This window comes from Desulfocapsa sulfexigens DSM 10523 (assembly GCF_000341395.1).
Taxonomy (GTDB): Bacteria; Desulfobacterota; Desulfobulbia; order Desulfobulbales; family Desulfocapsaceae; genus Desulfocapsa; species Desulfocapsa sulfexigens.
Window position 1 is genome coordinate 3,609,333 of sequence record NC_020304.1, and the last position, 22,602, is coordinate 3,631,934.

At 45.7% G+C, this 22,602-nt stretch carries 20 protein-coding genes and 1 pseudogene; 8 read left to right on the forward strand and 13 right to left on the reverse strand.

The features are described from left to right. Nucleotides 1-12: 12 nt before the first annotated feature. Together UWK_RS20005 and UWK_RS16115 are read right to left on the reverse strand one after the other, a co-directional pair. Nucleotides 13-3,036, reverse strand: a complete 3,024-nt coding sequence (locus tag UWK_RS20005; protein ID WP_015405458.1) for an EAL domain-containing protein — start codon at nucleotides 3,034-3,036, stop codon at nucleotides 13-15. A 290-nt stretch (nucleotides 3,037-3,326) separates the two neighbouring features. Then, the gene (locus tag UWK_RS16115; protein WP_015405459.1) at nucleotides 3,327-3,743 is read right to left on the reverse strand and encodes a secondary thiamine-phosphate synthase enzyme YjbQ; all 417 of its coding nucleotides are present in this window, start codon (nucleotides 3,741-3,743) and stop codon (nucleotides 3,327-3,329) included. 314 nt (nucleotides 3,744-4,057) lie between these two features. On the opposite strand from UWK_RS16115, the gene UWK_RS19510 reads away from it, so the two are divergent. Beyond that, nucleotides 4,058-4,231: a helix-turn-helix domain-containing protein gene (locus tag UWK_RS19510; protein WP_015405460.1), complete on the forward strand. Its 174-nt coding sequence runs from the start codon at nucleotides 4,058-4,060 to the stop codon at nucleotides 4,229-4,231. Nucleotides 4,232-4,487: 256 nt separating this feature from the next. On the opposite strand, the gene UWK_RS16120 is transcribed toward UWK_RS19510, so the two are convergent. The 8 genes and pseudogenes from UWK_RS16120 to rnhA form a co-directional block, all read right to left on the reverse strand. Beyond that, nucleotides 4,488-6,083, reverse strand: coding sequence for an imidazole glycerol phosphate synthase HisHF (locus UWK_RS16120; RefSeq protein ID WP_015405461.1), 1,596 nt, complete (start codon nucleotides 6,081-6,083; stop codon nucleotides 4,488-4,490). A 7-nt stretch (nucleotides 6,084-6,090) separates the two neighbouring features. Continuing rightward, nucleotides 6,091-6,675 carry an FmdE family protein gene (locus UWK_RS16125; protein ID WP_015405462.1) on the reverse strand — a complete coding sequence of 195 codons (585 nt, stop codon included), beginning with the start codon at nucleotides 6,673-6,675 and terminating at the stop codon, nucleotides 6,091-6,093. 103 nt (nucleotides 6,676-6,778) lie between these two features. Continuing rightward, entirely contained in the window at nucleotides 6,779-7,327 is a 549-nt protein-coding gene (gene cobO / locus UWK_RS16130; RefSeq protein WP_015405463.1) for a cob(I)yrinic acid a,c-diamide adenosyltransferase, read from the reverse strand. Then, entirely contained in the window at nucleotides 7,305-8,084 is a 780-nt protein-coding gene (cobM, locus tag UWK_RS16135; RefSeq protein WP_015405464.1) for a precorrin-4 C(11)-methyltransferase, read from the reverse strand. The genes cobO and cobM overlap by 23 nt, the downstream gene beginning before the upstream one ends. Beyond that, nucleotides 8,084-9,328 carry a bifunctional cobalt-precorrin-7 (C(5))-methyltransferase/cobalt-precorrin-6B (C(15))-methyltransferase gene (locus UWK_RS16140; protein WP_015405465.1) on the reverse strand — a complete coding sequence of 415 codons (1,245 nt, stop codon included), beginning with the start codon at nucleotides 9,326-9,328 and terminating at the stop codon, nucleotides 8,084-8,086. Before UWK_RS16140 ends, cobM begins: the two co-directional genes overlap by 1 nt. A 2-nt stretch (nucleotides 9,329-9,330) precedes the next feature. Further along, nucleotides 9,331-10,434, reverse strand: coding sequence for a cobalt-precorrin-5B (C(1))-methyltransferase (locus tag UWK_RS16145; RefSeq protein WP_041917103.1), 1,104 nt, complete (start codon nucleotides 10,432-10,434; stop codon nucleotides 9,331-9,333). 134 nt (nucleotides 10,435-10,568) lie between these two features. Next, nucleotides 10,569-11,003: an RNase H family protein gene (locus UWK_RS20245; RefSeq protein ID WP_407637490.1), complete on the reverse strand. Its 435-nt coding sequence runs from the start codon at nucleotides 11,001-11,003 to the stop codon at nucleotides 10,569-10,571. Nucleotides 11,004-11,063: 60 nt separating this feature from the next. Then, nucleotides 11,064-11,480, reverse strand: a pseudogene (gene rnhA / locus UWK_RS20250) (ribonuclease HI); the annotation flags it as partial. A 149-nt stretch (nucleotides 11,481-11,629) separates the two neighbouring features. Between rnhA and UWK_RS16160 the strand changes: the two are divergent. From UWK_RS16160 to UWK_RS16180, 5 genes are all read left to right on the forward strand, one after another. Further along, on the forward strand, nucleotides 11,630-12,427 hold the full coding sequence (locus tag UWK_RS16160) for a class I SAM-dependent methyltransferase (protein ID WP_015405468.1): 798 nt from the start codon (nucleotides 11,630-11,632) through the stop codon (nucleotides 12,425-12,427). Between the two features lie 189 nt (nucleotides 12,428-12,616). Next, entirely contained in the window at nucleotides 12,617-14,254 is a 1,638-nt protein-coding gene (gene hcp / locus UWK_RS16165) for a hydroxylamine reductase (protein WP_015405469.1), read from the forward strand. Nucleotides 14,255-14,388: 134 nt separating this feature from the next. Further along, entirely contained in the window at nucleotides 14,389-15,060 is a 672-nt protein-coding gene (locus tag UWK_RS16170; protein WP_015405470.1) for a nitrite/sulfite reductase domain-containing protein, read from the forward strand. Continuing rightward, on the forward strand, nucleotides 15,038-15,664 hold the full coding sequence (locus UWK_RS18790) for a hypothetical protein (protein WP_015405471.1): 627 nt from the start codon (nucleotides 15,038-15,040) through the stop codon (nucleotides 15,662-15,664). The genes UWK_RS16170 and UWK_RS18790 overlap by 23 nt, the downstream gene beginning before the upstream one ends. Before the next feature lie 154 nt (nucleotides 15,665-15,818). Then, a complete protein-coding gene (locus UWK_RS16180) occupies nucleotides 15,819-16,553 on the forward strand; it encodes a substrate-binding periplasmic protein (protein WP_015405472.1) in 735 nt (244 codons plus the stop codon). A 228-nt stretch (nucleotides 16,554-16,781) separates the two neighbouring features. Here the strand turns inward: UWK_RS16180 and UWK_RS16185 are convergent, their stop codons facing one another. The 3 genes from UWK_RS16185 to UWK_RS16195 are packed head-to-tail and all read right to left on the reverse strand — an operon-like array spanning nucleotide 16,782 to nucleotide 19,818. Then, nucleotides 16,782-17,501 carry a fumarylacetoacetate hydrolase family protein gene (locus UWK_RS16185; RefSeq protein ID WP_015405473.1) on the reverse strand — a complete coding sequence of 240 codons (720 nt, stop codon included), beginning with the start codon at nucleotides 17,499-17,501 and terminating at the stop codon, nucleotides 16,782-16,784. A gap of 60 nt (nucleotides 17,502-17,561) precedes the next feature. Next, on the reverse strand, nucleotides 17,562-19,175 hold the full coding sequence (locus UWK_RS16190; RefSeq protein ID WP_015405474.1) for a DUF445 family protein: 1,614 nt from the start codon (nucleotides 19,173-19,175) through the stop codon (nucleotides 17,562-17,564). Then, nucleotides 19,165-19,818, reverse strand: coding sequence for an HAD family hydrolase (locus tag UWK_RS16195; RefSeq protein ID WP_015405475.1), 654 nt, complete (start codon nucleotides 19,816-19,818; stop codon nucleotides 19,165-19,167). The genes UWK_RS16190 and UWK_RS16195 overlap by 11 nt, the downstream gene beginning before the upstream one ends. Before the next feature lie 193 nt (nucleotides 19,819-20,011). Between UWK_RS16195 and UWK_RS16200 the strand changes: the two genes are divergently transcribed. Both UWK_RS16200 and UWK_RS16205 read left to right on the forward strand, forming a co-directional pair. Beyond that, complete coding sequence (locus UWK_RS16200) at nucleotides 20,012-20,650, forward strand: succinate dehydrogenase cytochrome b subunit (protein WP_015405476.1); 639 nt, start codon at nucleotides 20,012-20,014, stop codon at nucleotides 20,648-20,650. A 21-nt stretch (nucleotides 20,651-20,671) separates the two neighbouring features. After that, nucleotides 20,672-22,600 carry a fumarate reductase/succinate dehydrogenase flavoprotein subunit gene (locus UWK_RS16205; RefSeq protein ID WP_015405477.1) on the forward strand — a complete coding sequence of 643 codons (1,929 nt, stop codon included), beginning with the start codon at nucleotides 20,672-20,674 and terminating at the stop codon, nucleotides 22,598-22,600. Nucleotides 22,601-22,602: the final 2 nt, after the last annotated feature.

Genomic DNA, 22,602 nt, shown 5'->3' on the forward strand with positions numbered 1-22,602 from the left:
TTTTTATTAGCGTCACTCTCTTCCCGGAGATGAAACCACGACATCATAGGGGCAGTTCAGGTTTAACAGCTCGGAAAATGCTGCATCAGGTAATGGCGGGCTGAAGAGGTACCCCTGAATCTGCATATCCTTACTGTTTTGCAGAGAGAGAAATTCTAACTGTGCCCGGTTCTCAACCCCTTCTGCTACCAATTCAAGATTAAGAGCCTGGGCTAAAGAAATAATTGTCGTTGCAATGGACGAGCTATCCTTATTATCAGGAATATCCTTGATAAAGGAGCGGTCTATCTTCAGAGTGTCAATGGGCATCATGCGTAAATATTGAAGGGAGGAATAGCCGGTACCGAAGTCATCGAGGGCTAGACGGATCCCTGCTTCTTTAAATTCTAATAATTGCTTGATTGCCGTCTGCTCATTACCCATCACCACACTTTCGGTAATCTCGAGTTCGAGGTGTGCAACTGGCAACCCGACTTCATGTACAATGGCGACAAGAGTTCCCACAAGGTCTTTCTCCATGAATTGACGAGCGGAAAGATTTACAGACACTGAAAGCTTTTTATTTTTTTCCAACCACTTTCCTGTATCCACACAGGCTTTCCTCAGAACATATTCCCCGATGGGGACAATCAACCCTGTTTCTTCGGCTAGCGGAACAAAGTCCAGAGGGGAAATAACCTGCCCGTCAGTGGTCTGCCACCGAATGAGGGCCTCCATGCCCAGGATTTCACCAGACCCAATAGAGACTTTGGGCTGATAATAGACGAGAAATTCTTCACGATCGAGAGCCACGCGCAGGCGATTCTCAAGAGAAAGGCGGTGAATCACCTTGGAATTCATGCCCTTGGTAAAAAACTGATAGCGGTTTTTTCCTTCTATCTTTGCCCGGTACATGGCCAATTCACCATTCTTCAACAGGGTCTCAGCATCACGGCCATCACCAGGAAAGGAGGTTATCCCTATACTGGCCGTAATAAAGGTTTCATAGCTGGTCAGATTAAAGGATGTGGTAAATTGATCGAGAATTTTTTCCGCAGTCACTACGACATCTTTCAAATCCTCACATTGCTCGAGCAAGATAGCGAAATCATCACCGCCGAGGCGCGCCACCGTCGTATCGTCCTCCACACACGCTTTAAGACGTTCTGCAACCTGCTGTAACAGAAAATCACCGGCCATATGTCCCAGTGAGTCATTAATATGTTTAAAATTATCAAGATCGAGACACAAAACCACAACATTATGTGAAGATTGCTGGGCGTGTCCTATCGCCACCCTCAAACGGTCAAGCATTAGAAAGCGGTTAGGCAACGAAGTCAGTGCGTCATGATACGCCTGGAAATGAATCTGGTCTTCATAACTGCGAATCTCTGTCAAATCATGAAAGACCGCAACATAATTGGTAACCCGGTCATACTCATCTGTAATTGCGGTAATGATCAAATATTCTGGATAGATCTCGCCATTCTTACGGCGGTTCCAGATCTCACCCTCCCATCTTCCTGTATCATTCAATATGGACCACATGGCTTGATAAAAAGCCTGGTCATGGCGATCAGATTTTAAAATGCTCGGCTTATTTCCCACTGCCTCTTCACGGCTGTATCCGGTAATATGGGTGAAGGCCTGATTGACTGACTGGATAATACCACTGGCATCGGTAATGGTAATTCCTTCAATACTGCTTTCAAAGACCCGGGCCGCCAGGGCCAGTTGTTTTTTCCTCTCCCTGTGCAGAGTAACGTCTTGGACTGTACCGAACATCCGCAGAGGGAGTCCATTTGTGTCATATTCAATTTCACCTTCAACGCGTACCTCCAGATAGTGACGGTGACGGGTAACAACACGATAATAAATATTAAATGGCTCTCCGGTGTCAAGAACATGCGTCACCGCATCCTGCACACGTTGACGATCATCAGGATGAACAAACTTCAGAAAGACATTATAGGAAACCACTCCCTGATTACTCTCTCTCTCTAATATCCGGTAAACCCCATCAGAAAAGAACAGATTGTTTTCTGGAATAAACCACTCCCAGTAGCCCAGCCTGGCAATCTCCTGAGCCTTGGTAAGGTTTGCCTTACTGGTGAGCAAACTATCTTCAGCCTCCTGCCTTTCAATAAGCAGAGCCAGGGTTCCGGCCACCACTTGCATAAAATTCAAATGTCGATCTTCACAGACGTGAGCAACCTCGACATAAAGCATCAATACCCCGAGCACTTTCTCCAAATGAACAATGGGAATAATATAATGATGCCGTTTTTCACTCGTCCCCAAGCGATACTGATCTTTACCGGGAAGTCCTCGAGTACAAATAATCTCTCTTTTTTGAGCCGCTATACCACAAAGACATTCACCAAACCGAATAGTCTGGCAGTGTTTCAATAGAGAAACATCCATGTCTTTCTGCACGAAAAGAACAAGGCTCTCAGGTTCTTTCTTGTCGATTAGAAAAATCCCTCCACGGGGAAGAAAATGAAGCCAGGGAAGTTTTACGATAATATCAAGGGCCTCGGAGAGTTGCTCTTTCAGAGATACATTCCTAAAACCGATCCGGAGGAGTTTGTTGATTGCACTTTCCTGCCAACGTCGCTGCTTCAACTCTTCTTCTGCTTTCTTCTGGGAAGTGATATCACGCCCAAGAACCACCAACCCCTTGCGGTTACCATTTTCGTGGAAGAGAGGAATTTTATGGATATCAAGGATCGTACTCCCGCCCCCGGGCAAAGGAATAATTTCTTCACTCTGGGTCGGCTTTCCAGCCTTCCAGGATTCTTCATCGCTGGCCTCACAACTAAGAAATGCCCCCTTATAAAAGGGACTGAACTGGGCCAGCTCAGAATCTTTCTTACCTACATAATCAATCCCCAGCAGCTGAAAAAGCTCCAAGTCCGCTTTGTTGGCTTCCAGCCATCTCCCGTTACCGTCTTTGAAACAAACAATATCGGGCATGGCATTGAGCAGCGTACGGAGTAATTCTTCTCCATGTAGAGAAGTAGATTTGTCAAATATTGATGATGATTGAGAAGACATGGCAAGATTAGTATAAAAGAGGATAATTAGTTTTCACTTACGAAAACACAATATTTATGACCTTCCTGAATAATGTGACGCAGAAGCCAGCTTGAGAATAAGTTTACCTTAATTAAGGTAGCATATCAATTCATTCTCTATGCTGATTATTAATATCATCATCATTATTGATACTCAGTATTACTCATTCTATTTGAGCCAGTTCTCCGCAACAACTCAACTCTGAAAAAAAATTACGTCCTGCTGAGCATACACGCCCTTACTTCCTCTAAATTCATACAGAAAAAGCTCTATTCACCTATAATTTTCACTAATACTCGTTTCTTACGTCTCCCATCAAATTCACCGTAAAAAATCTGTTCCCAAGTTCCGAAATCCAACTGACCATCGGTTACTGCAACCACCACCTCCCTGCCCATGATTTGCCTTTTCATATGGGCATCGGCATTATCCTCATAACCGTTATGGCGATACTGTTCCACGGGGGCATGAGGAGCTAGTTTTTCCAACCACACTTCATAATCGTGATGCAGGCCTGATTCGTCGTCATTAATAAAAACACTTGCCGTAATATGCATGGCGTTACAAAGTAGAAGCCCTTGTTTTATTGAGCTTTCTCTAAGACACTCTTCTACCTGTCGGGTAATGTTGATAAAAGCTCTTCTTGTCGGTGCTTCAAACCACAACTCTTTACGGTAATGTTTCATGACATATTCCCTTTTTTATTATGATACTGTTTTTACCTTTGGTTTTTGATAGTTGTATTTTTACATATAAACATTCCAATAACAATTATTTCTGTACGATCTCAGGATATTGTCCATTTCGAGATTCAAAATTCATTTTCAATGATGGGGAAGTCCAAAATGATTTTTCCATTTGTCATTACAATCCTGCTGTTTTTTTTGTAGTGTATCTTGTGCCGATAAATGACCATTTAGAAACCATTTTAGTCATCACGACATTTACCGGAATCGAGAAACCTTTATATCGACAACTTCAACCTTGAGAGACAGGCCCAATGAAGACAGCATCTCCCAGTACCAGGAAGCGCCGCTGTAGATATACTGATGAGCAGATTGAAATAATTCACGAAAAACACTGTGATGGAAAATCAATTAATGAACTTGCACGAATGTATGCAGTTCACCCCAACACCATACGTAGGTATCTTTCCCGGTTTCGGGTCTACTGACTGGTGATAAAAATCAAAAAAAATGGGTCTTCTAAGGAAAATGACCCGGCAAAAACATCTATGGACAAGCCGCAGATCTTCTCATTAATTTGCCATCTTGAAGATCTGAAGATACTCTCAATTCACCATGGTTACCTTCCTGCTGCATTGCCGATGGGGTCAAGAATCAAACTATCAAAATAGTGGAGTATCACAATAAAAAAAAGCCCGATAGAATTACTCCTACCAGGCCTTTTTCAGTACACCACAACAACGGTTACCGTATCTCCACCCCACTCTCTCTAAGGGCTGTCTTCACCTCGGAAATAGGGACTTCCTTACGATGAAAAATTCCTGCAGCAAGTGCTGCTTCTGCATTGGTCTCCTTAAAAACATCCACAAAATGAGCGGCTGAACCGGCTCCTGAAGATGCTATAACAGGTATGGTCACCGCACTTTTCACATGGTTGATCAGCTCAAAATCAAATCCGCTGTTGGTGCCATCCTTATCAATACAGTTTAAAAGAATTTCCCCGGCACCCAGAGCCTCGCAACTCGCAGCAAGCTGTACTGCATCCAGATCACGTCCTTCCCGGCCACCTTTCACGGTACACTGGTACCAGCAGTACTCCTCACCATCTGGCCCTGGAAAAGCCGTTTTTATGGTATTATGATCGGTATCTTCAGGCTTGTTCACATACACCCGCCTCGGATCGACGGAGATAACAACGGCCTGAGCTCCATAGACAAATGAAATCTGCTCGATAGAGCTTTTGCCGGTTTTTTTACCGGTTTTCATATATTCTTCAGCGGTGTAACAGGCATCGGAACCAATGGAGATTTTATCAGCACCGGAACGAAAATATTCCGAGGCAACATCAAGTGAGGTATATTCCCTGCCATTGGAATCGGTAAATTCACGGATACCACCACCAATGGTGAGAGGTACAAAGACATTTTCAGAAGTCCTCTGTAACACTTCAAGCATGGGTTGATCTTCCATTGGAAAATCCCTGAATCCTGTAATATTTAAAAAAGTTATTTCGTCGGCACCTTCTTCGTAGTATCGTCTGGCAAGCTCCACCGGTTTGCCGAGATTTCTCACCTCTCCCCTGTCACGCACATCATACTGATCGCCCTTGGTGACAACCAGATCTCCATTGTCGTTGCTTCGTACATCCAGACAGGCAATAACACGTTTCGCCATCCTGGTCTCCCGGTGAGTACCAGACTCCCGGCCAGTTATGACTGTGACACTCTCATCATTCGTTGCTTGAAGATAATTCCCTAAAATATTTAATCCTGCAGCACCACTTTTTTCCGGATGAAACTGGAATGCGGTTATATTCCCTTTCTGAACACCACTGACAAATTCCTCACCGTAATTGGTTGTGGTGAGCAACCACTCCTTATCAACCTCTTCAAGCGTTGCCCGGTAGGAGTGGACGAAATACAGTTTCTCGCCGTTATATCCAGAAAACAGCGGTGACGGCTTATGCAGGTTCACCCCATTCCAGCCAATCTGGGGAACAGAAAGACTGCTTTCGGTGAATCGCCTAACCTGTCCTTTTAATATGGAGAGTCCAGCAACACCTGGTGATTCTTCACTCCCCTCAAACAGGGCCTGAAGCGCCACACAGATTCCAAGAACCGGTTTATCTGAATGTATTCGTTCTATTAGAGGCTCCACAAAGCCATCTCGCCTTAGACGGTTCATGACCGAGCCATAACTCCCAACACCTGGAAAGATTAATCGTTCGGCATTAAGAATATCAGCAGGATTTTGCACGTCCTGTACACTATAGCCAAGTTTTCGTATCGCATTCCTGACGCTGCGGACATTGCCAGCGCCATAGTCAAGTAAGGTTATCATTTTGTAATTACGCTAATTTTCTGTAATATTTTCCGTTGGCACAGCCACGACAGAGATTTTTGCCATTCTGCTCAACATCTCGACAGTCCTGAACCCAGTCACCACAACTTTCACACTGAATACGTCTAAGCGGCCTACCCGGCATATCTTCTTTGGGGATATCAACATGCACTTCATCCACGGTGAAGAGTTCCTCCTCGGGCATGACGCGATAGGCGCCAAGCTGACGCTGGTATTTGTTTTCAATCTCTGGACAATATTTTTTTGAGAGCTCACGTGATTCTTCCCGGGCAACGATACGCACGGCCTTACCGGTGTCGAGATTGACAAAGGTGGCTGCCATAACCCCATAGTCAATCCAGCGCATGGAACGTTTCCCCAAACTACATCCGGTTACCGACTGGATGGCATCCGTTGCACAGCGGTCAATTTCCACCAGCACATAGAGTTTTTTGCGATCAAGTCCTCTTGGGTCCTGAATACCAATGGCTGCAAGGCCCAGCATGGACATTCGTACGCCAATAACTTGTCCGGCACAGATATGACCATGAACCTTGGTTGATCGTTCCAGCAGGACATCAAATGATTCCATTTTGTTCTCCAAAAAGATTACGAAATTAAAACCTCTTTATTCAAATACACTTCACAATACTCAGCCACCAATCCAGTGTCAACAAACCAGGGGGGAGCAAGCCCTAAAACTCGAACCCTTTCTGCGCTTTAACACCTGACTGGTATGGATGCTTGATCTCCTTCATCTCCGTCACAAGTTCCGCCAGTTCGATCAGGCCAGCCGATGCGTAGCGGCCGGTAACCACCACATGCTGTTCCCGTGGCCTATTTCTTAACACCTCAAGAATCTCCTCCTCATCAAGAATATTATAATGCGGAAGATAGGTCAGCTCATCCAGGATAACCATATCATATGTGTTCGCCTGAATGACCTCTTTTGCAAAATCCCACGCTTCGACTGCGAGCTGTTTATCCTTTTCGAGATCATCGGATTTCCAGGTAAATCCCCGCCCCATCACATGAAAATCGAGTAATGGCGTAAACTGCTTTGCCATTTCCAGTTCCCCGTATTTCCAACTCCCTTTGATGAATTGGATAATACAAACCCTGTGGCCATGCCCAAGAGCCCTGAAGGCCAGGCCCAGTGATGCGGTAGTCTTCCCTTTACCGTTACCGGTAAAGACTGCAACAAGACCTGTGGTGCTGTTCTTAGTTGGCTTTTCTTGTGCCATGACTAAAGCTCCTGTCATACAGTTTTGATACTGCCTCAAGATCGGTATTGGCAAAAACTCTCCCGACACAGATCATGGCAGTCTTTCTGATTCCGGCCTGTTCAACCTGTGCCGCAATGGATTTCAAGCTTCCCGTAAGAATGGTCTCATCATCCCAGGTCGCCTTTTCAACTATCGCCACAGGAGTATCTTCAGGATATCCGCCTGCTATCAGTTCCTCCACCACCTTATCCATCATCGATACAGAAAGAAAAATAAGCATGGTGGTCTGATGACTGGCAAGGAGTTGTAACTTTTCAAGCTCGGGGACAGGAGTACGTCCCTCCTGACGGGTAATAATGACGGTCTGGGCAACTTCAGGAAGGGTCAACTCGGCATTGAGGGCGGCGGCCGCGCCAAATGCGGAACTCACACCCGGCACAACCCTATAGGGAATCTGCAGTGCATCGAGTTGCTGCATCTGTTCCTTGATTGCCCCAAAGATCGAAGGATCTCCGGTGTGAAGCCGTACAACGCGCTGCCCCTTTTTCCAGGCAGTGGAGAGTATCGTGATAATTTCATCAAGATTCATCCCCTGCGAGTCATGAATATCAGCCTTACAGCCCTCAAGAAGTTTTTTGTTTACAAGGCTCCCGGCATAAACAATACACTCTGCCTCATCAAGCAGCCTTCTTCCTTTTATGGTGATAAGTTCCACATCACCAGGCCCTGCACCAACTATCGCTATAGGCTGCTTATTGATCTCTTTTCTACTCATCACCAATCCTGTTGTGATTTGCTGCCTACAATAATTTTTATGGGATTAAAACGCTGTGCTTCTACCTGTGGATAGTTAAAGCGCTGCACGGCAATTTCTTTTATTTCTACGTCCAAACCGAGTGTATATAAAATTTCAGGGGCAAGAGCTGCGGTTTTGGCAATAACTGCATTTACCACAACAATCCCTCCCGGTAAAAGCTGCCCCACACAGTATTCCAGAATAGACTGTAAATTTCCACCACTCCCGCCGATAAACACCCGATCAGGTGACGGCAGGTTTTTTAAAGAACCCGGCGCATCTCCCTTGATCAGCCTCATGTTCAACACCCTGAATTTTTTTATATTGTCCTCTATGTTTTTCCACTGTTCCTCTTCTCTTTCAATGGAAAAAACATCCACCTCAGGGAAAAGACGTGCAACTTCAAGGCCTACAGAACCCGATCCAGCACCCACATCCCACAGGACACCATCCCGAGGCAGGCGCAAAGCATGAATGACGGCAGCCCTGACTTCATTCTTTGTGAGCAGCCCCCTGCTGTGACTGATCTCTTTTTCCTGCAGGCCAAACAGCGGAAGTATTTTCTTCTGGTTAGGTACTTCAGAATTCTGTAAAATCATGACATTGGGCTCAACAAAAGTCTTCGCAGCTATTTCAGACAACTCTCCACTATGCAGGTGTTCTGACTGGAGTCCAAGGTTCTCTCCAACATGACAGTAAACAGTGTCCGTTATCTCCCTGTCGTATTGGCGAAGGAGCTTTTCGGCGATCACATTGGGGCTGTTCACAGAATCTGTCAACAGTAAGACTTTTTCATAGTTCAATAATCGGGAGCCAAGCTGTTCACTGCTGCGTCCGTGAAAACTGACAAATTTTGCATCATCCCAGGGAATACCGAATCTGGCAAACGCCAGTTGCATCGAAGATACTGCGGGGTAAATTTCTATTGAGTATTGAGGAAAACTTTCGAGTATCCTCCGTCCTATCCCAAAAAACAGCGGATCCCCGGAAGCAAGAACCACCACATCCCCTTCACTGAGACAGTCTTTCATGGAAGCTATACAATCAGCCAGGGGAATCACTGGGATCAGCTGAGGAAGTGGATGGTTCTGCAGCTGTTTGTTTATCATGTCATATAACCGTCTACCAGACACCACGGCAACGGATTTTTTAAGGACTGATACCATCAGGGAGTCATCACGGCTGGAACCATCCATACCAAAAACATGAATCACAGAACCCATTGTCAGGATTTCTCCCCTGTTTTCACTACAACTGAGCTCGTGGCATCGACAAGATACACAATGACCTCTAGCCCTGAAACCTTCTCTGCATAATGTCGAGCGGCTTCACAAACCTGGAGAACAACCTGCTGTTCTCCACGATCAAGCAACCTCCCATAGATTTCACGAGCCGTATTAGATCCTTCAAGGGCTGCGATCAACTGAGAGCTGCAGCCAAGACCTTTTAAAAATTCCAGAGCGGTCTCAACTTCAAGGGCACCATTGCGGACATGGGTTTGTGGAATCTCCATCCCTGCCTTCATCACCTTGGCCCACATTGCCGCGAGGTGAATTGTCCTGAAGCTATGTTTTGCTGCTTCAAGTAACGAGAAGTGAAGATAATCACCCATCATGATCTGGGCTTCTTCGGGCAGCCCCAACATCTCCTGAACTGCACGCTCGGAGGTTCTGCCTGTGGCAAGAATAATTTCACTGAGATCTGCTTCTTTCGCCACATCCATTGAGGTTGCAATGGTTGCAGTCCAGGCATCGGCTGACACAGGACGAACAATACCCGTTGTCCCAAGGACCGAGAGTCCACCAACAATCCCCAATCGATGGTTAAGCGTTTTTCTGGCAAGTTCCTCACCATCTGGAATGGAAATCGTGATATTGAGACAACAGTCCATTGCCTTGCCAGTTTCTGCCAGGGCCTCGGTCACTGCGTCCCGAATCATTTTTTGGGGAACAGGATTAATTGCCGGATTCCCGACCGCAACGGCAAGCCCTCTTTTAGTGACTCTACCGACACCGACTCCACCATGAAGAATCAGAGTCTCATCGTTTTCAGAGTTTTTTGCCCCATACTGCACAGAGGCGTCAATCCTGGCACCATTGGTAACATCAGGGTCATCCCCGGCATCCTTAATAACAGATGCAGAGGCAATCTGTTTACCGGAATCAGCATGGCCTGAGAGAACAATACTGAACTTCACCCTTGAACCATCTGGAAAAGGTATCTCCACATTTTCCTGCAACACACCGGTAAAAAGCAGTAAAGCAGCCGCCTTTGAGGCAGCTGCAGCACAGGCACCAGTAGTGTATCCCGATCGTAATTTTTTCTTCATAAAAACAAAAAAAGGCCGTTCTGCCAAACAGAACAACCTTCCATGTGAAAAGCAGTTTAACAAAGCTATGGAAAGGCCAATTCTTAAGTCACCAACAACTCAAAAAACAGGCCATTGGATAGCACGATTACCCATCAATTGCAAACAGCAATATCGTCAGAAAATGGTTGCTGATACTCAATAGCCAGTTCTTTTGCTTCCTGACTGTGACAGGGCGGCATCTCCTTATCTATCACATGTAGAATGACGCTATACTCCTGCAGCTGCAGATTCAACTCCTGCCACTCTTCTTTGTTACTCACAACCTTCCCTTCACGAGTTTTCCAGCCATTTCGCTCCCATCCGCTGAGCCAGTTGCCTGCACCGTCCTTTAAATACCCTGAACTGGTATAAAGGTGCACTGGCAGACGTCTTTTAAGGGTACGAAGAGCGTCACAGGCCGATTGTATATGGATACGATTAGCAGAAGAGTTTTTCACCACCCCACCAATAATTTTAAAATGTTTCCGGTATCTGAAAACAGCTGCCCATGACCCAATCTGCAGCTTCTGTTTCCAGGTAATACCCATAAAAATATGAATAGCTGTTTCATCACTCAGGGGAAGGACTGCACGGCCTCTTGCCGCAACGGCAAGAGCATCGGCACGTTCATTATTAGGATCATTATCATGCCCCTTTACCCAGAGCCACTTCACCTCATGGCGTTTTATCTCATTATCGAGAGCCTCCCAGAGATCCCGATTTTTCACAGCCTCTTTTTCAGCGGTGAGCCAGTTGTTGCTGCGCCAGTTACCAATCCACTTAGTGATACCATTCTTCACATATTTGGAATCGGTAAACAACTCTACTGCATGTGGACAAGGGAGTGCCTGCAAGGCCTTGAGCGCGGCCAGCAGCTCCATGCGGTTATTCGTGGTTACATCTACTTTTCCTGACAGCTCCCTCTTTTTTCCATTTTCAGGCAGGATAACAACTCCCCAGCCACCAGGACCGGGATTGGGACTACAGGAACCATCTGTATAAATTGTAACTAATGGTAGAGCCATGCGATAGTATTCTCTTTTGAATTCTGGAACGAATAATTGGTAATATCAACGTTGCATATTGTACCTATTTCCTGCTCATTAGAACAGGTAATTGTTGGATAGTGGACCTTCTCCTTGATGACAAAACGCAGGGCGTGTAAAAGGAAGTGATGAACGACACCTTTACAGACCATAAAGAACCGGATGAGATTTTTCTTCCACTGAGCGCCTTGAGGTATGCTGAATTCTACTCCATGGAGATGGACAGTTTTACAGAAGATATTCAATTTTACAAAACTCACTGCAGGGATGCTTCTTCCATCCTTGAGCTTGGCTGCGGAACTGGCAGGATCAGCAGGGCTCTTGTAAAACCAGGCTGCAGAGTCACCGGAATTGATCTCTCCCTCGACATGCTCAAACAGGCCAGGGAACACTCACTGGACCCTCCGTCATATATCTGTATGGATATGTCTGCAATGGTATTCAGAGACAATTTTGATCATATTCTTATTCCCTACAACACACTCAATCTCCTAAAAGATATATCCCTTATTACAAAATGTTTGCAACAGACTCACCATCATCTCAAGTCCAGTGGATCTCTGCTGCTCCAACTCCATATTCCCGACGGAGAGATAATCAAACTGGATGGACAAAAACGATTTCAATTTCAGATGCTCCCTCTTAAGCATCGCCCCGGGAAACTTATCAAAGAAACCCTTCGCAGTTACAACAGTGCCACTCAGGAACTCCGTTTGGAAGAACGTTACCGTGTCAGGCCAACCAACGACACTGCAAGGGAGGACTACAGCCACACCTTCCACCTCGCAGGCTTTTCTGTCTCACAATGGCTGACCATTCTCAGGCAATGCGGTTTCCAGAGTTGTGCCCTTTTTGGTGATTTCAAATCACGGCCATTCAACAGTGACAATGACTCTACTCTCCTGATTCAAGCATTTCCCTCCTAATAAAAAACAAAAAAGACAAGAAAAGTCTTACTTCTTGATCTATGTCAAGGTCTCCTCTATTCCTAAGGGGTATACTCTCTCCATACGATTCAGAAACGACATGAGAATAGTTAACGCTCATCTCTTTCTGCTACAAACCTACAAGAAGTTTTGATTGTCAAATAAGAAAAATAAATCGGAGGATTTACCATGTATTGTAATCAATGCGAACAAACCGCCAAAGGCGTAGCATGCACCACTATCGGTATTTGCGGAAAGACCGAAGGTGTTGCCGGACTTGAAGATCTCCTCACCCATGCTGTCCAGGGACTTTGTATCGTCGCCGATGCAGGCCGCAAAGTTAATGTCATTGATAACGCAATTGATATCTTTGTCTGTGAGTCTATCTTTTCCTGCCTCACCAACGTTGATTTTGACCCTGCTCGTTTTGAAGACCTTATTTACAAAACAGTACAGCTTCGCGATGAGTTAAGAACAAAAGTAGAAGCTGCTGGTGGTGTTATTGATTCTACAGCTGCCGCTCTGACCTTCACTCCTGCTGATACGCTCGCCGGTCTCGAAGAACAGGGTGCTGCTCTGAACTTCATCAATACTCTCGATGCCAATGAAGATCTTCAATCACTGAAACAGATCACAATGTATGGACTCCGTGGACTTGCCGCTTATGCTGAACACGCTGCAATACTCGGTCAGGAAGATGACGAGGTGTATGCTTTTATTCATCACGCTATGGCAGTCCTTACCACTGAAATGGAACTTGGTGACCTCGTAGCACTTGCCCTGAAAACCGGTGAAGTGAATATTAAAGCCATGGAACTCCTCGATGCTGGAAACACCGGAAACTACGGCCACCCAGTACCGACAGAAGTTCCTCTTGGCCATAGACCCAATAAATGTATTCTTGTTACCGGCCATGATCTGAGAGATATCGCCATGCTTCTTGAGCAAACCAAGGGGAAGGGAATTGACATCTACACCCACGGCGAGATGCTTCCTACTCATGGATATCCTGAGTTGAAGAAATATGACCATTTTTATGGGCATTTTGGCACTGCATGGCAAAATCAGCAAAAAGAGATGCCAAACTTTCCAGGCGCTATCCTCTTCACGACCAACTGCATCCAGAAGCCTAAGGATTCATACAAAGACAACGTCTTCACCACCGGTCTTGTCGGCTGGCCCGATGTGAAACACGTTGCCGGCAGTGGCGAAAAAGACTTCTCCGCAGTCATCGAGAAAGCTCTGGCTCTACCGGGATTTACCGATACCGTGGACAACGGCACTGTCATGGTCGGTTTTGCCAGAAACACCGTTCTCGGTGTTGCAGACAAGGTAATCGATGCGGTAAAGTCCAAAGCAATTCGTCATTTCTTCCTTGTTGGCGGCTGTGATGGTGCCAAGCCCGGTCGGAATTATTTCACCGAAATGGCAGAACAGATTCCCCAGGATTGCATGATTCTGACTCTTGCCTGCGGCAAGTTCCGTTTCTTTGACAAAAAACTTGGAGACATCGGTGGAATTCCCCGTCTCCTGGATGTTGGACAGTGCAACGACGCATACTCTGCAATTCAGATTGCAGTAGCCCTTGCTGGAGCATTTGAGTGTGGGGTCAATGACCTGCCTCTCTCCTTTGTTCTCTCCTGGTATGAGCAGAAGGCTGTGGTTATTCTTCTCTCCCTGTTCAGCCTGGGAATTAAGGATATCCGTCTTGGACCCTCCCTTCCAGCATTCGTTACTCCAAATGTTCTGAATGTCCTGGTTGAAAACTTCAACGTTATGCCGATTGGTGAAACTGCTGCAGACGATTTAAAAGCAATCCTCGGATAAGTTACAGAGCATCACCTCTTCAGGAAGTTTTACTTCAACTTCCTGAAGAATAGTTGTACGTTTTCCTCACCCTGGCAGGGTATGTTGAGAGCTCCTCATGCCCTGCTTTTTTGATATTTTTTTGTTAGTTGGTCATGAACAGCAAACCTCACCAAAAAAATTTCAGTGTCATTTCCGGTCTTGATATGGGTCTTTTCGCTCCTGAAGATCTTGAGACCATTCTACATATCATTAATAAATATAAGGTGCCTGCGACCAAAATAACTTCTGCCCAACGCCTTGCCCTGCTTGGCATGGATAAGGATAAGATGGCCAGTCTCCAGGAAGAGTTAAAAAATTATATCGGCACCACACCGGAAAACGGGGTAACCTATGTTCAATCATGCCCAGGACTGGAATGGTGCAAGTATGGAATCCGCGACTCACTTTCCCTTGGCAAGGAACTGAAGAACCTTTCCATGAAAACCCCTTTCAAGGCTAAGGTAAAAGTAGGTGTTGCCGGCTGTCGTATGTGCTGCACTGAACCCTACGTACGTGATCTTGGAATTTTCGCTTCGAAAAAGGGCTGGACCCTGGTCTTTGGCGGTAATGGCGGTAACAACGCACGTATTGCAGATATTGTGGCCGAAGGTTTAAATGATGAAGAAGTTCTTGCTCTCGCAAAAAAATGCCTTACGGTATACCAGGAAGAAGCCAATCCCCGTTCACGTACTGCACGATTTATGGAACGTTTTGGCATAGAGGCCTTCAGAAAAAGAGTGCTGGAAAAAGAGGAGCAGAAAGATGCAATGCCCGGGCCAAGATAATAGATATTGGGATGGAGAAGCCGTCTTTGAAACCCCTTGCCCTCACTGTGGCAACATACTTGAATTCTTTAAAGATGACTCCCAACGCAGTTGCAGACAGTGTGGCAACCGTGTCTTAAATCCTCGTATTGACTTTGGCTGCGCTGCATATTGTTCCCATGCCGAACAATGCCTGGGTTCCATGCCTCCTGAACTGCTCGCCAGACAAAAAAACCTTTTCAAAGACAAACTTTCCATCGCTGTCCGCAAAAACCTTCTCGGCAGGGAAGACCTCTATAAAAAGGCATGCACCCGTACCGAAATTGCTGAACAGCTCTGTAAAGAGGAACAGCGTGGAGACATGGCAGCAATCATTGCCGCTACGCTTCTGTTTGACGTCGACACTCCCGCACTGCTGCTCGAAGAGCTCAAGGCAGATAGTGCAATGATTGAAGCTGTTACCACTCTCCTTAGCCACAAGCTAACAGCCACAAATACAGAACAGGCCTCCTCGGATATTTTTCACGATGCCTGCCTCCTGGCAGATCTTATAACAGATCCGGACACCAACCCAAAGCCATCGTTCACAACCCGGAGTGGTGAAAAAGTATTTCTCAGCCAATAACCCCTGTTGTTTCCCGACTGCGACACCTCTATTTCAACCAAAGCTCGTCCAGTAACTCTCATCAATCAGGAGGCAACAAGAAAACTGCTTTTTTCCTGAATTTATTTTTTTTCCCTGTGATACAATATAGAAATATTATTCGAGGGAGAAGAATATGCGATTATTAGTACTGTTTTTTCTGCTAATTCCAACACTGGTTACAGCTGCCGAGCCGATGCACTTTGTCTACTACGACAACTATCGTCCCCGCTCATGGAATGATAACGGCACAATGCACGGCATTCTGGTAGATATTGTGGAGGAAGCAGTTGGGAAACGTTTGGGTATTCCCGTTACCCATACTGGCTACCCATGGAAACGAGCACAACTGATGGTAAAGGAAGGGATTGCAGATGCATTTATTACCATGCCTACCGCAGAGCGTCGGACCTACACTGTAATTGGAGTAGAACCTGTAATAGAATTTGCGTTACGCATTGTCACTCAGAAAGACAATCCGAAAATCAAGGAGATGGAGTTGATCACCTCCATTGAGCAATTAAAAGAGTATGAAGTCACCGATTATCTTGGTAACGGGTGGGCTGAGCGAAACCTGAAAGAGGTTACTGTCCAATGGTTACCTGAAATTGACAAAATATTTCCCTTCCTGGTTGAAAAGCGGGCTGACCTTATCGTGGCTTCAAAACGAACCGCCTATGACATGAAACGCCTGGGCTATGAATCCCAACTCACGATTCTTCCCAACAAGCTGTCCTCAGTATCTTTTTATTTGTGTGTGGGGAAAAATTCTCCCTACAAAGACAGATTAAATGATTTCGACCGAATCCTTAAAGAAATGCACGAAGACGGGACAATAGATCGTATCGAAGAATCCTACTATCGTGACTGAGAGCTCGCGACAGGGACGGAAGATAAAAATACTCTCTCCTCAACAAAACCGTATTCATTCTTTTTCCTGATTACCATCGAAACTCAGCTTTGCAACCCGGAGTTGTTCCGTGTCGATTATATGGGACGCCATAAACCCATCCATGGGGGCTCTGCTGCGGCCGTCCAGGCCGCAGATGCCCATATAATCAACACGAAAAAACTCCTCCTCAGGCGGGTAGGCTGAGGATTAGTGGTAATCAGGTTCTTTTTTAACCGGATTCATCAACGTACCAATATTTTCTATTTCCACCTCAACCTGATCCCCTTCTTTGATAGGGCCCACACCACTTGGGGTACCTGTTATAATAATATCCCCGGGCTCCATGGTAAAATTCCGGGAAATAAAGGAGATAAGCTCTGGAATTTTAAAGATCATATGTCTGGTATTTGACTCCTGTACAAGCTTACCATTAAGACGGCACCGGATATCAAGGCACTGGGGGTCTCCTATTTCTTCCGGCGGGACAATAACCGGACCAATGGGACCAAATGTGTCCAGAGACTTCCCCCGAAACCATCCTGACTTATCAGTACGCTGCAGGTTTCTCTGACTGATATCGTTAAAACAGGTAAAGCCCATAACATGTTCCAGTGCTTCATTTGGATCAATATTTTTAATCCGGTTTTTGATAATGATGGCAAGTTCCGCCTCATAATCAGTACGGCACTCTTCAAAACCATAGTCACCGAGGAAAGATGGGAGAATAATCGGCTCTCCCGGGCCAATCAAAACATTAGGAGTTTTGGAAAAAAGCACTGGCTCTGCTGGTATCTCATCGGTAAAATTCTGCACATTTACTGATTTACTTTCCCTGATATGCTCAAGATAATTCAGTCCAAGAGCAATGATTTTACTTGGCCGGATTTCAACAGGTTCACCGCTTGTGGTTGGTAAAAATAAAGACATGGCAAGATCCTATACGTTTTCAAAGAAATAATTAAGCGCTGCGGTTCTCTGCTGTCACTCTCACATAACATTTAAAAAGAACAGATTCAGGCAGCCAATCAGAAAACCAAGTAATGCACCGAACAAATTAATATACTTGAACTGTTCTTCCATAATTGAGAGCAGAAGTCGTTCCAGGCGAATAAGATCCAGCGAATTCACCTTTTCTCTTACGATCTGTTGAATGTTTAACGACTCCACCAGCCCAGGAACTTCAACGGCAAGCATATTCGATGACATTTGGCGCAATGATTCATAAATTCCCTCTCTGACCCCGGCTGGAAGAAGTCTCGACACTTTACCAACAGGATGCTCAAGCAGACTTGTGAGTAAACTCTCAACCATCGAGTCCAGAGTCTTTCGTGTTTTCCTGGCTTTAAGAAGGGCAAAAACTTCCTGATTCAGCCACTCTCTTCCACGATTAAGGCCATCTTCTCCCAATAAATCAAATAGAATCTCACCAAGTGGAAGCTTACCACCATCGATATGCGTTTCCACGTTATCACGAATCATGGAGGCGAATGCATTGGTGGTTTCAGGTTCCTGGATCAAAGAAGTCAACTGCTGGCTCAGATTCGAACAAAAACCTTCCACCAGTTCATCGTGGCCATCCCCAACCATTTTGACAAGAGGAGTTTCAAGCATTGCGGTACTGCGTTCACGAAGAGCTGTGGCAACACGCCCCTGCACTTCTTCATTCTGGAGCCAGTTGACAATATCTTCCTCCTTTTCCTCCAGATATGCTCTCACCTTACTTTCTACAACGTCAGGTGTCAGAAAGCCGCTGGCCAGTGCTGCCATAGGCCCCATTCCCTGGATAAAGGAATCGACGCCCATACGTACACCCTTCACAATTCGATTCCTGATATCAGGTTCAGAAATAATATCTGCAAGTTTTGCCAGTAAAATCGGGGTCTGACTCTCGATACTGGTGATGATCAATTCCTGCATGGAACCGGGAAGAATATCCTTTAAACTCTTTTCCTGTTGCAGAGCAGCATATACCTTTTGCTGAACAAAGCTTTCCACCCATTCGGACATCGCAGGACTGGCAAACATCCTGGCAAGACTTTTTTCCAGGAATCTGTATGCGTTCTCTCTGTCATCCCCTGGAAGAAAAGTCTGAAGATCTGTGGCCAGCAATCGATCAAACTGCTCATCTATGGATTCTTCCAGTATCTTTGAGAAAGACTCTGAATCAAGGAAAGAATGAATGGCTTTCTGAGACTGATCCGTAATTGCATGGACGGCCACCTGATAATAGGTCTGGTATTTTCCGGGTATTACTTCACGGATTGGACCAAAATCCTTTTGCAACAGTACCTCTCCCCTGCTTTTAATGAGCTCATATAAGGTTTTCTGAAAACTCTCCTTTTCCAGTGCCCGACTGATTTCCTCACTGGTCAGCAAATGGCTCCCAACCATCTCTCCGATATTTTTCGCAAGATCCTCCCGTTTCGAGGGAATGACTCCTGGCGTCATGGGAATACGAATGCCAAACAGATGTTTTGCGGTAAGTGGTCGAAACAGCATCTTGATCGCAACTTTATTAGTAAGATAACCGATAAAGGCACCAATAACAGGTGGTGCACCATATTGCAGGACAGGAGCTAAATCAGAAGGATTAAATGGCATATGTTACTACCTCTGCTGGAGTTCTCACAATCTTCCAGGCATTATTATTTTCAAGTTCCGTACGATCCCGAAAACCCCATTCGACACCGATAGTTCTCATTCCAGCACCGTTACCGGTCTGCATATCCGTCGCAGTATCTCCCACATACAGTATATCAGCAACGGCAACTCCCATTTTTTCTGCAATCTCAAGAGCCCCTGCCGGATTGGGTTTTTTGGCAACACCATCCCGCTGCCCAAAGACAAATGCAAATGGCTGCTCGGGGAAAAATGTCTCCACGCATAGTTGTGTAAAGAGATGAGGCTTATTGGACAACACGGCAAGCTGCAGTCCGGCAGCTGATAAGGAAGCTATCATCTCAAATATCCCCTCATACAATCTGGTGTTCACATTCCAGGTATTTGTATAAATCTCGCCAAACTTGACCATATATTCATTGAGCTGTTCATCCGTTGCATTAGAGCCGGGAACAATCCGCTGCATCAGTGTTCTCAATCCTTCGCCGACAAAATAACGATAGGCATCCACGGGGTGAGCTGGAAAACCGAAGTTCTCAAGGGTTGCATTCGCCGCCATTGCCAAGTCATCGAGTGTATCAAGCAGTGTTCCATCAAGATCAAATATCAGACCTCTGCATTTCATTTTCTATCCTCTTTTGTTGTATCTATAATACGATAGGTCTTTTTATATTTTCTCCGCAACAATAGCAGTTGTAAAATTATCGTACAACTCAAATTAAGGGCTATTTTTTTTTGCTCAAGTCTTTTAGTATTATTAGATATTGGTTCCTTAAACCTTTTTTAACCTATACTCATAACTGAAACGGTTCAATATTATGTGGTTTATACATTTTATAAAATCCTCCATCGGTAAAAAATGGATTATGGCTGTCTCCGGTTGCTGCCTCATTCTTTTTCTTTGCTCCCATGCTGCCGGAAATGCCACTCTTTTTTCCTCCGTTGCACTTTTTCAGGCTTACGCAGACCAACTGCATAGCCACCCTTTGATTGTTTCTGTCTTCAGCAAGGGCTTATTTCTGGTTTTTGCAATCCATATAATCACAGGATCTTTACTATTCCTGCAGAACCGGAAAGCCAGGAGTCAGGGCTACAAAGTTCAGACCAGAGCGGTTAAAAATTCACAGGCATCCAGTACCATGATTTACAGTGGGCTTTTCATTCTGCTTTTCGCACTTGTTCACACTTCTGCTGTTTCTTTTGGAGATCATGGAACAATTGGCAATACCATTGCCGACCTGTTCAGCTCCTTCTTTATATCAATGTTCTATATCATTGCCTTTATCGCACTGGCCGTTCATCTGAGCCATGGATTCTGGTCAATGTTGCAGACATTTGGCGTTAATCATCCCACATACAACGGACTCATAAGCCGTCTGACCTATGTGGTTCCAATATTTTTTCTTCTCATATTCAGTGCCATCCCCCTTCTTTTTCTTTTTGGCACAGGAAAATAAACACGCAACAGGTAATTTCTTATGGAACTCAACGCCAACATCCCCTCCGGCCCCTTAGCTGAAAAATGGGACAACCATCGTTTTTCCTCAAAACTTGTCAATCCTGCCAATCGCAGGAAGTATAGAATTATCGTTGTGGGGACAGGCCTTGCCGGGGCCTCAGCTTCAGCAACTCTAGCAGAACAGGGCTATGAAGTGAGTACCTTCTGTATCCAGGACAGCCCGAGACGTGCCCACTCCATTGCGGCCCAGGGCGGCATTAATGCCGCCAAGAACTACCAGAATGATGGTGATTCCATTCAACGCCTCTTCTACGATACCATTAAAGGTGGAGATTTCAGATCCCGTGAAGCCAATGTGTACAGGCTGGCTCAGGTCAGTAATAACATCATTGATCAGTGTGTTGCTCAGGGAGTTCCTTTTGCCCGGGAATACGGCGGGACTCTCGCCAACAGGTCGTTTGGAGGGGCACAGGTTTCACGAACCTTTTATGCACGCGGCCAGACCGGCCAGCAGCTTCTGCTTGGTGCCTATTCAGCACTTTCCCGGCAGATAAAAAATGGCAAGGTTACCATGCACACCCGACAGGAGATGATGGATCTGGTTCTTGTTGATGGCAAAGCGCGTGGTATCGTCACACGTGACATCATCAGTGGCAAACTTTCAAGCCATTCAGCAGATGCTGTAATCCTTGCCACTGGAGGGTACGGTAACGCCTATTTTCTTTCCACCAATGCCATGGCTTCGAACGTGACAGCTGCATGGCGAGCACATAAGAAGGGTGCCGGTTTTGCCAACCCCTGTTTTGTCCAGATCCACCCAACCTGCATTCCGGTTCATGGCCACTTTCAATCGAAACTGACCCTAATGAGTGAAAGTCTTCGCAATGACGGTCGTGTCTGGGTTCCTAAGAAACCCGGAGATAGCAGAAGACCTGGATCAATACCGGAGGAAGAACGCGACTACTATCTTGAAAGCAAGTATCCGAGTTTTGGAAATCTTGTTCCGCGTGACGTTGCTTCGAGAAACGCAAAAGAACAGTGCGACGAAGGAAAAGGTGTCGGTACAACCAACCTTGCTGTTTACCTCGATTTTGCTGAGGCTATCCAGCGTGACGGAAAAGCCACCATCCTTAAGAAATATGGCAACCTTTTCCAGATGTATGAAAAGATCACAGCCTCTAACCCACTGCATGAGCCCATGATGATCTACCCCGCTGTTCATTACACCATGGGTGGGTTGTGGGTCGACTACAATCTGATGACCACCATCCCTGGGTTGTTCGCCATCGGGGAATGTAATTTTTCCGATCATGGTGCAAATCGCCTTGGTGCCAGTGCCCTGATGCAGGGCTTAGCCGATGGTTATTTTATTGTTGGAACTTGTATTGCAAATTATCTTGGTTCCAACCCTCTCGCTACGGTGGAAGCCTCTGAACAGCCATTTACTGAGGCACTGAAACAGGTTCAAGCCAACATCGCCAGGCTCCTGAAAAGCAGTGAAGGTGGCCCGGAAGGAAAACTAACCGTCGATGAAATTCATAAGGAGCTTGGACTTCTTCTCTGGGATCATTGCGGCATGGCCAGAAATAAGGAAGGTCTGGAAAAAGCGCTCAAAGAACTGCCTCTCATACAGAAAAAATTTTGGGATACCGTGTATATTCCTGGTACCGGTGAAGAACTCAATCAATCTCTTGAACGCGCCGGGCGACTTGCAGATTTTCTGGAATTTGCCGAAATTATGATTCGCGATGCACTGGCTCGTGAAGAATCCTGTGGCTGTCACCTCCGTGAAGAGAGCCAGACTGAAGAAAATGAGGCAAAACGTGATGATGCCGGATACAGTCATGTTTCAGTGTGGGAACATATGGGGGATGGTGAAGAACCGACTCTCCATAAAGAAGACCTGATTTTTGAAAACGTTACTCCAAGCCAGCGAAGTTATAAATAATA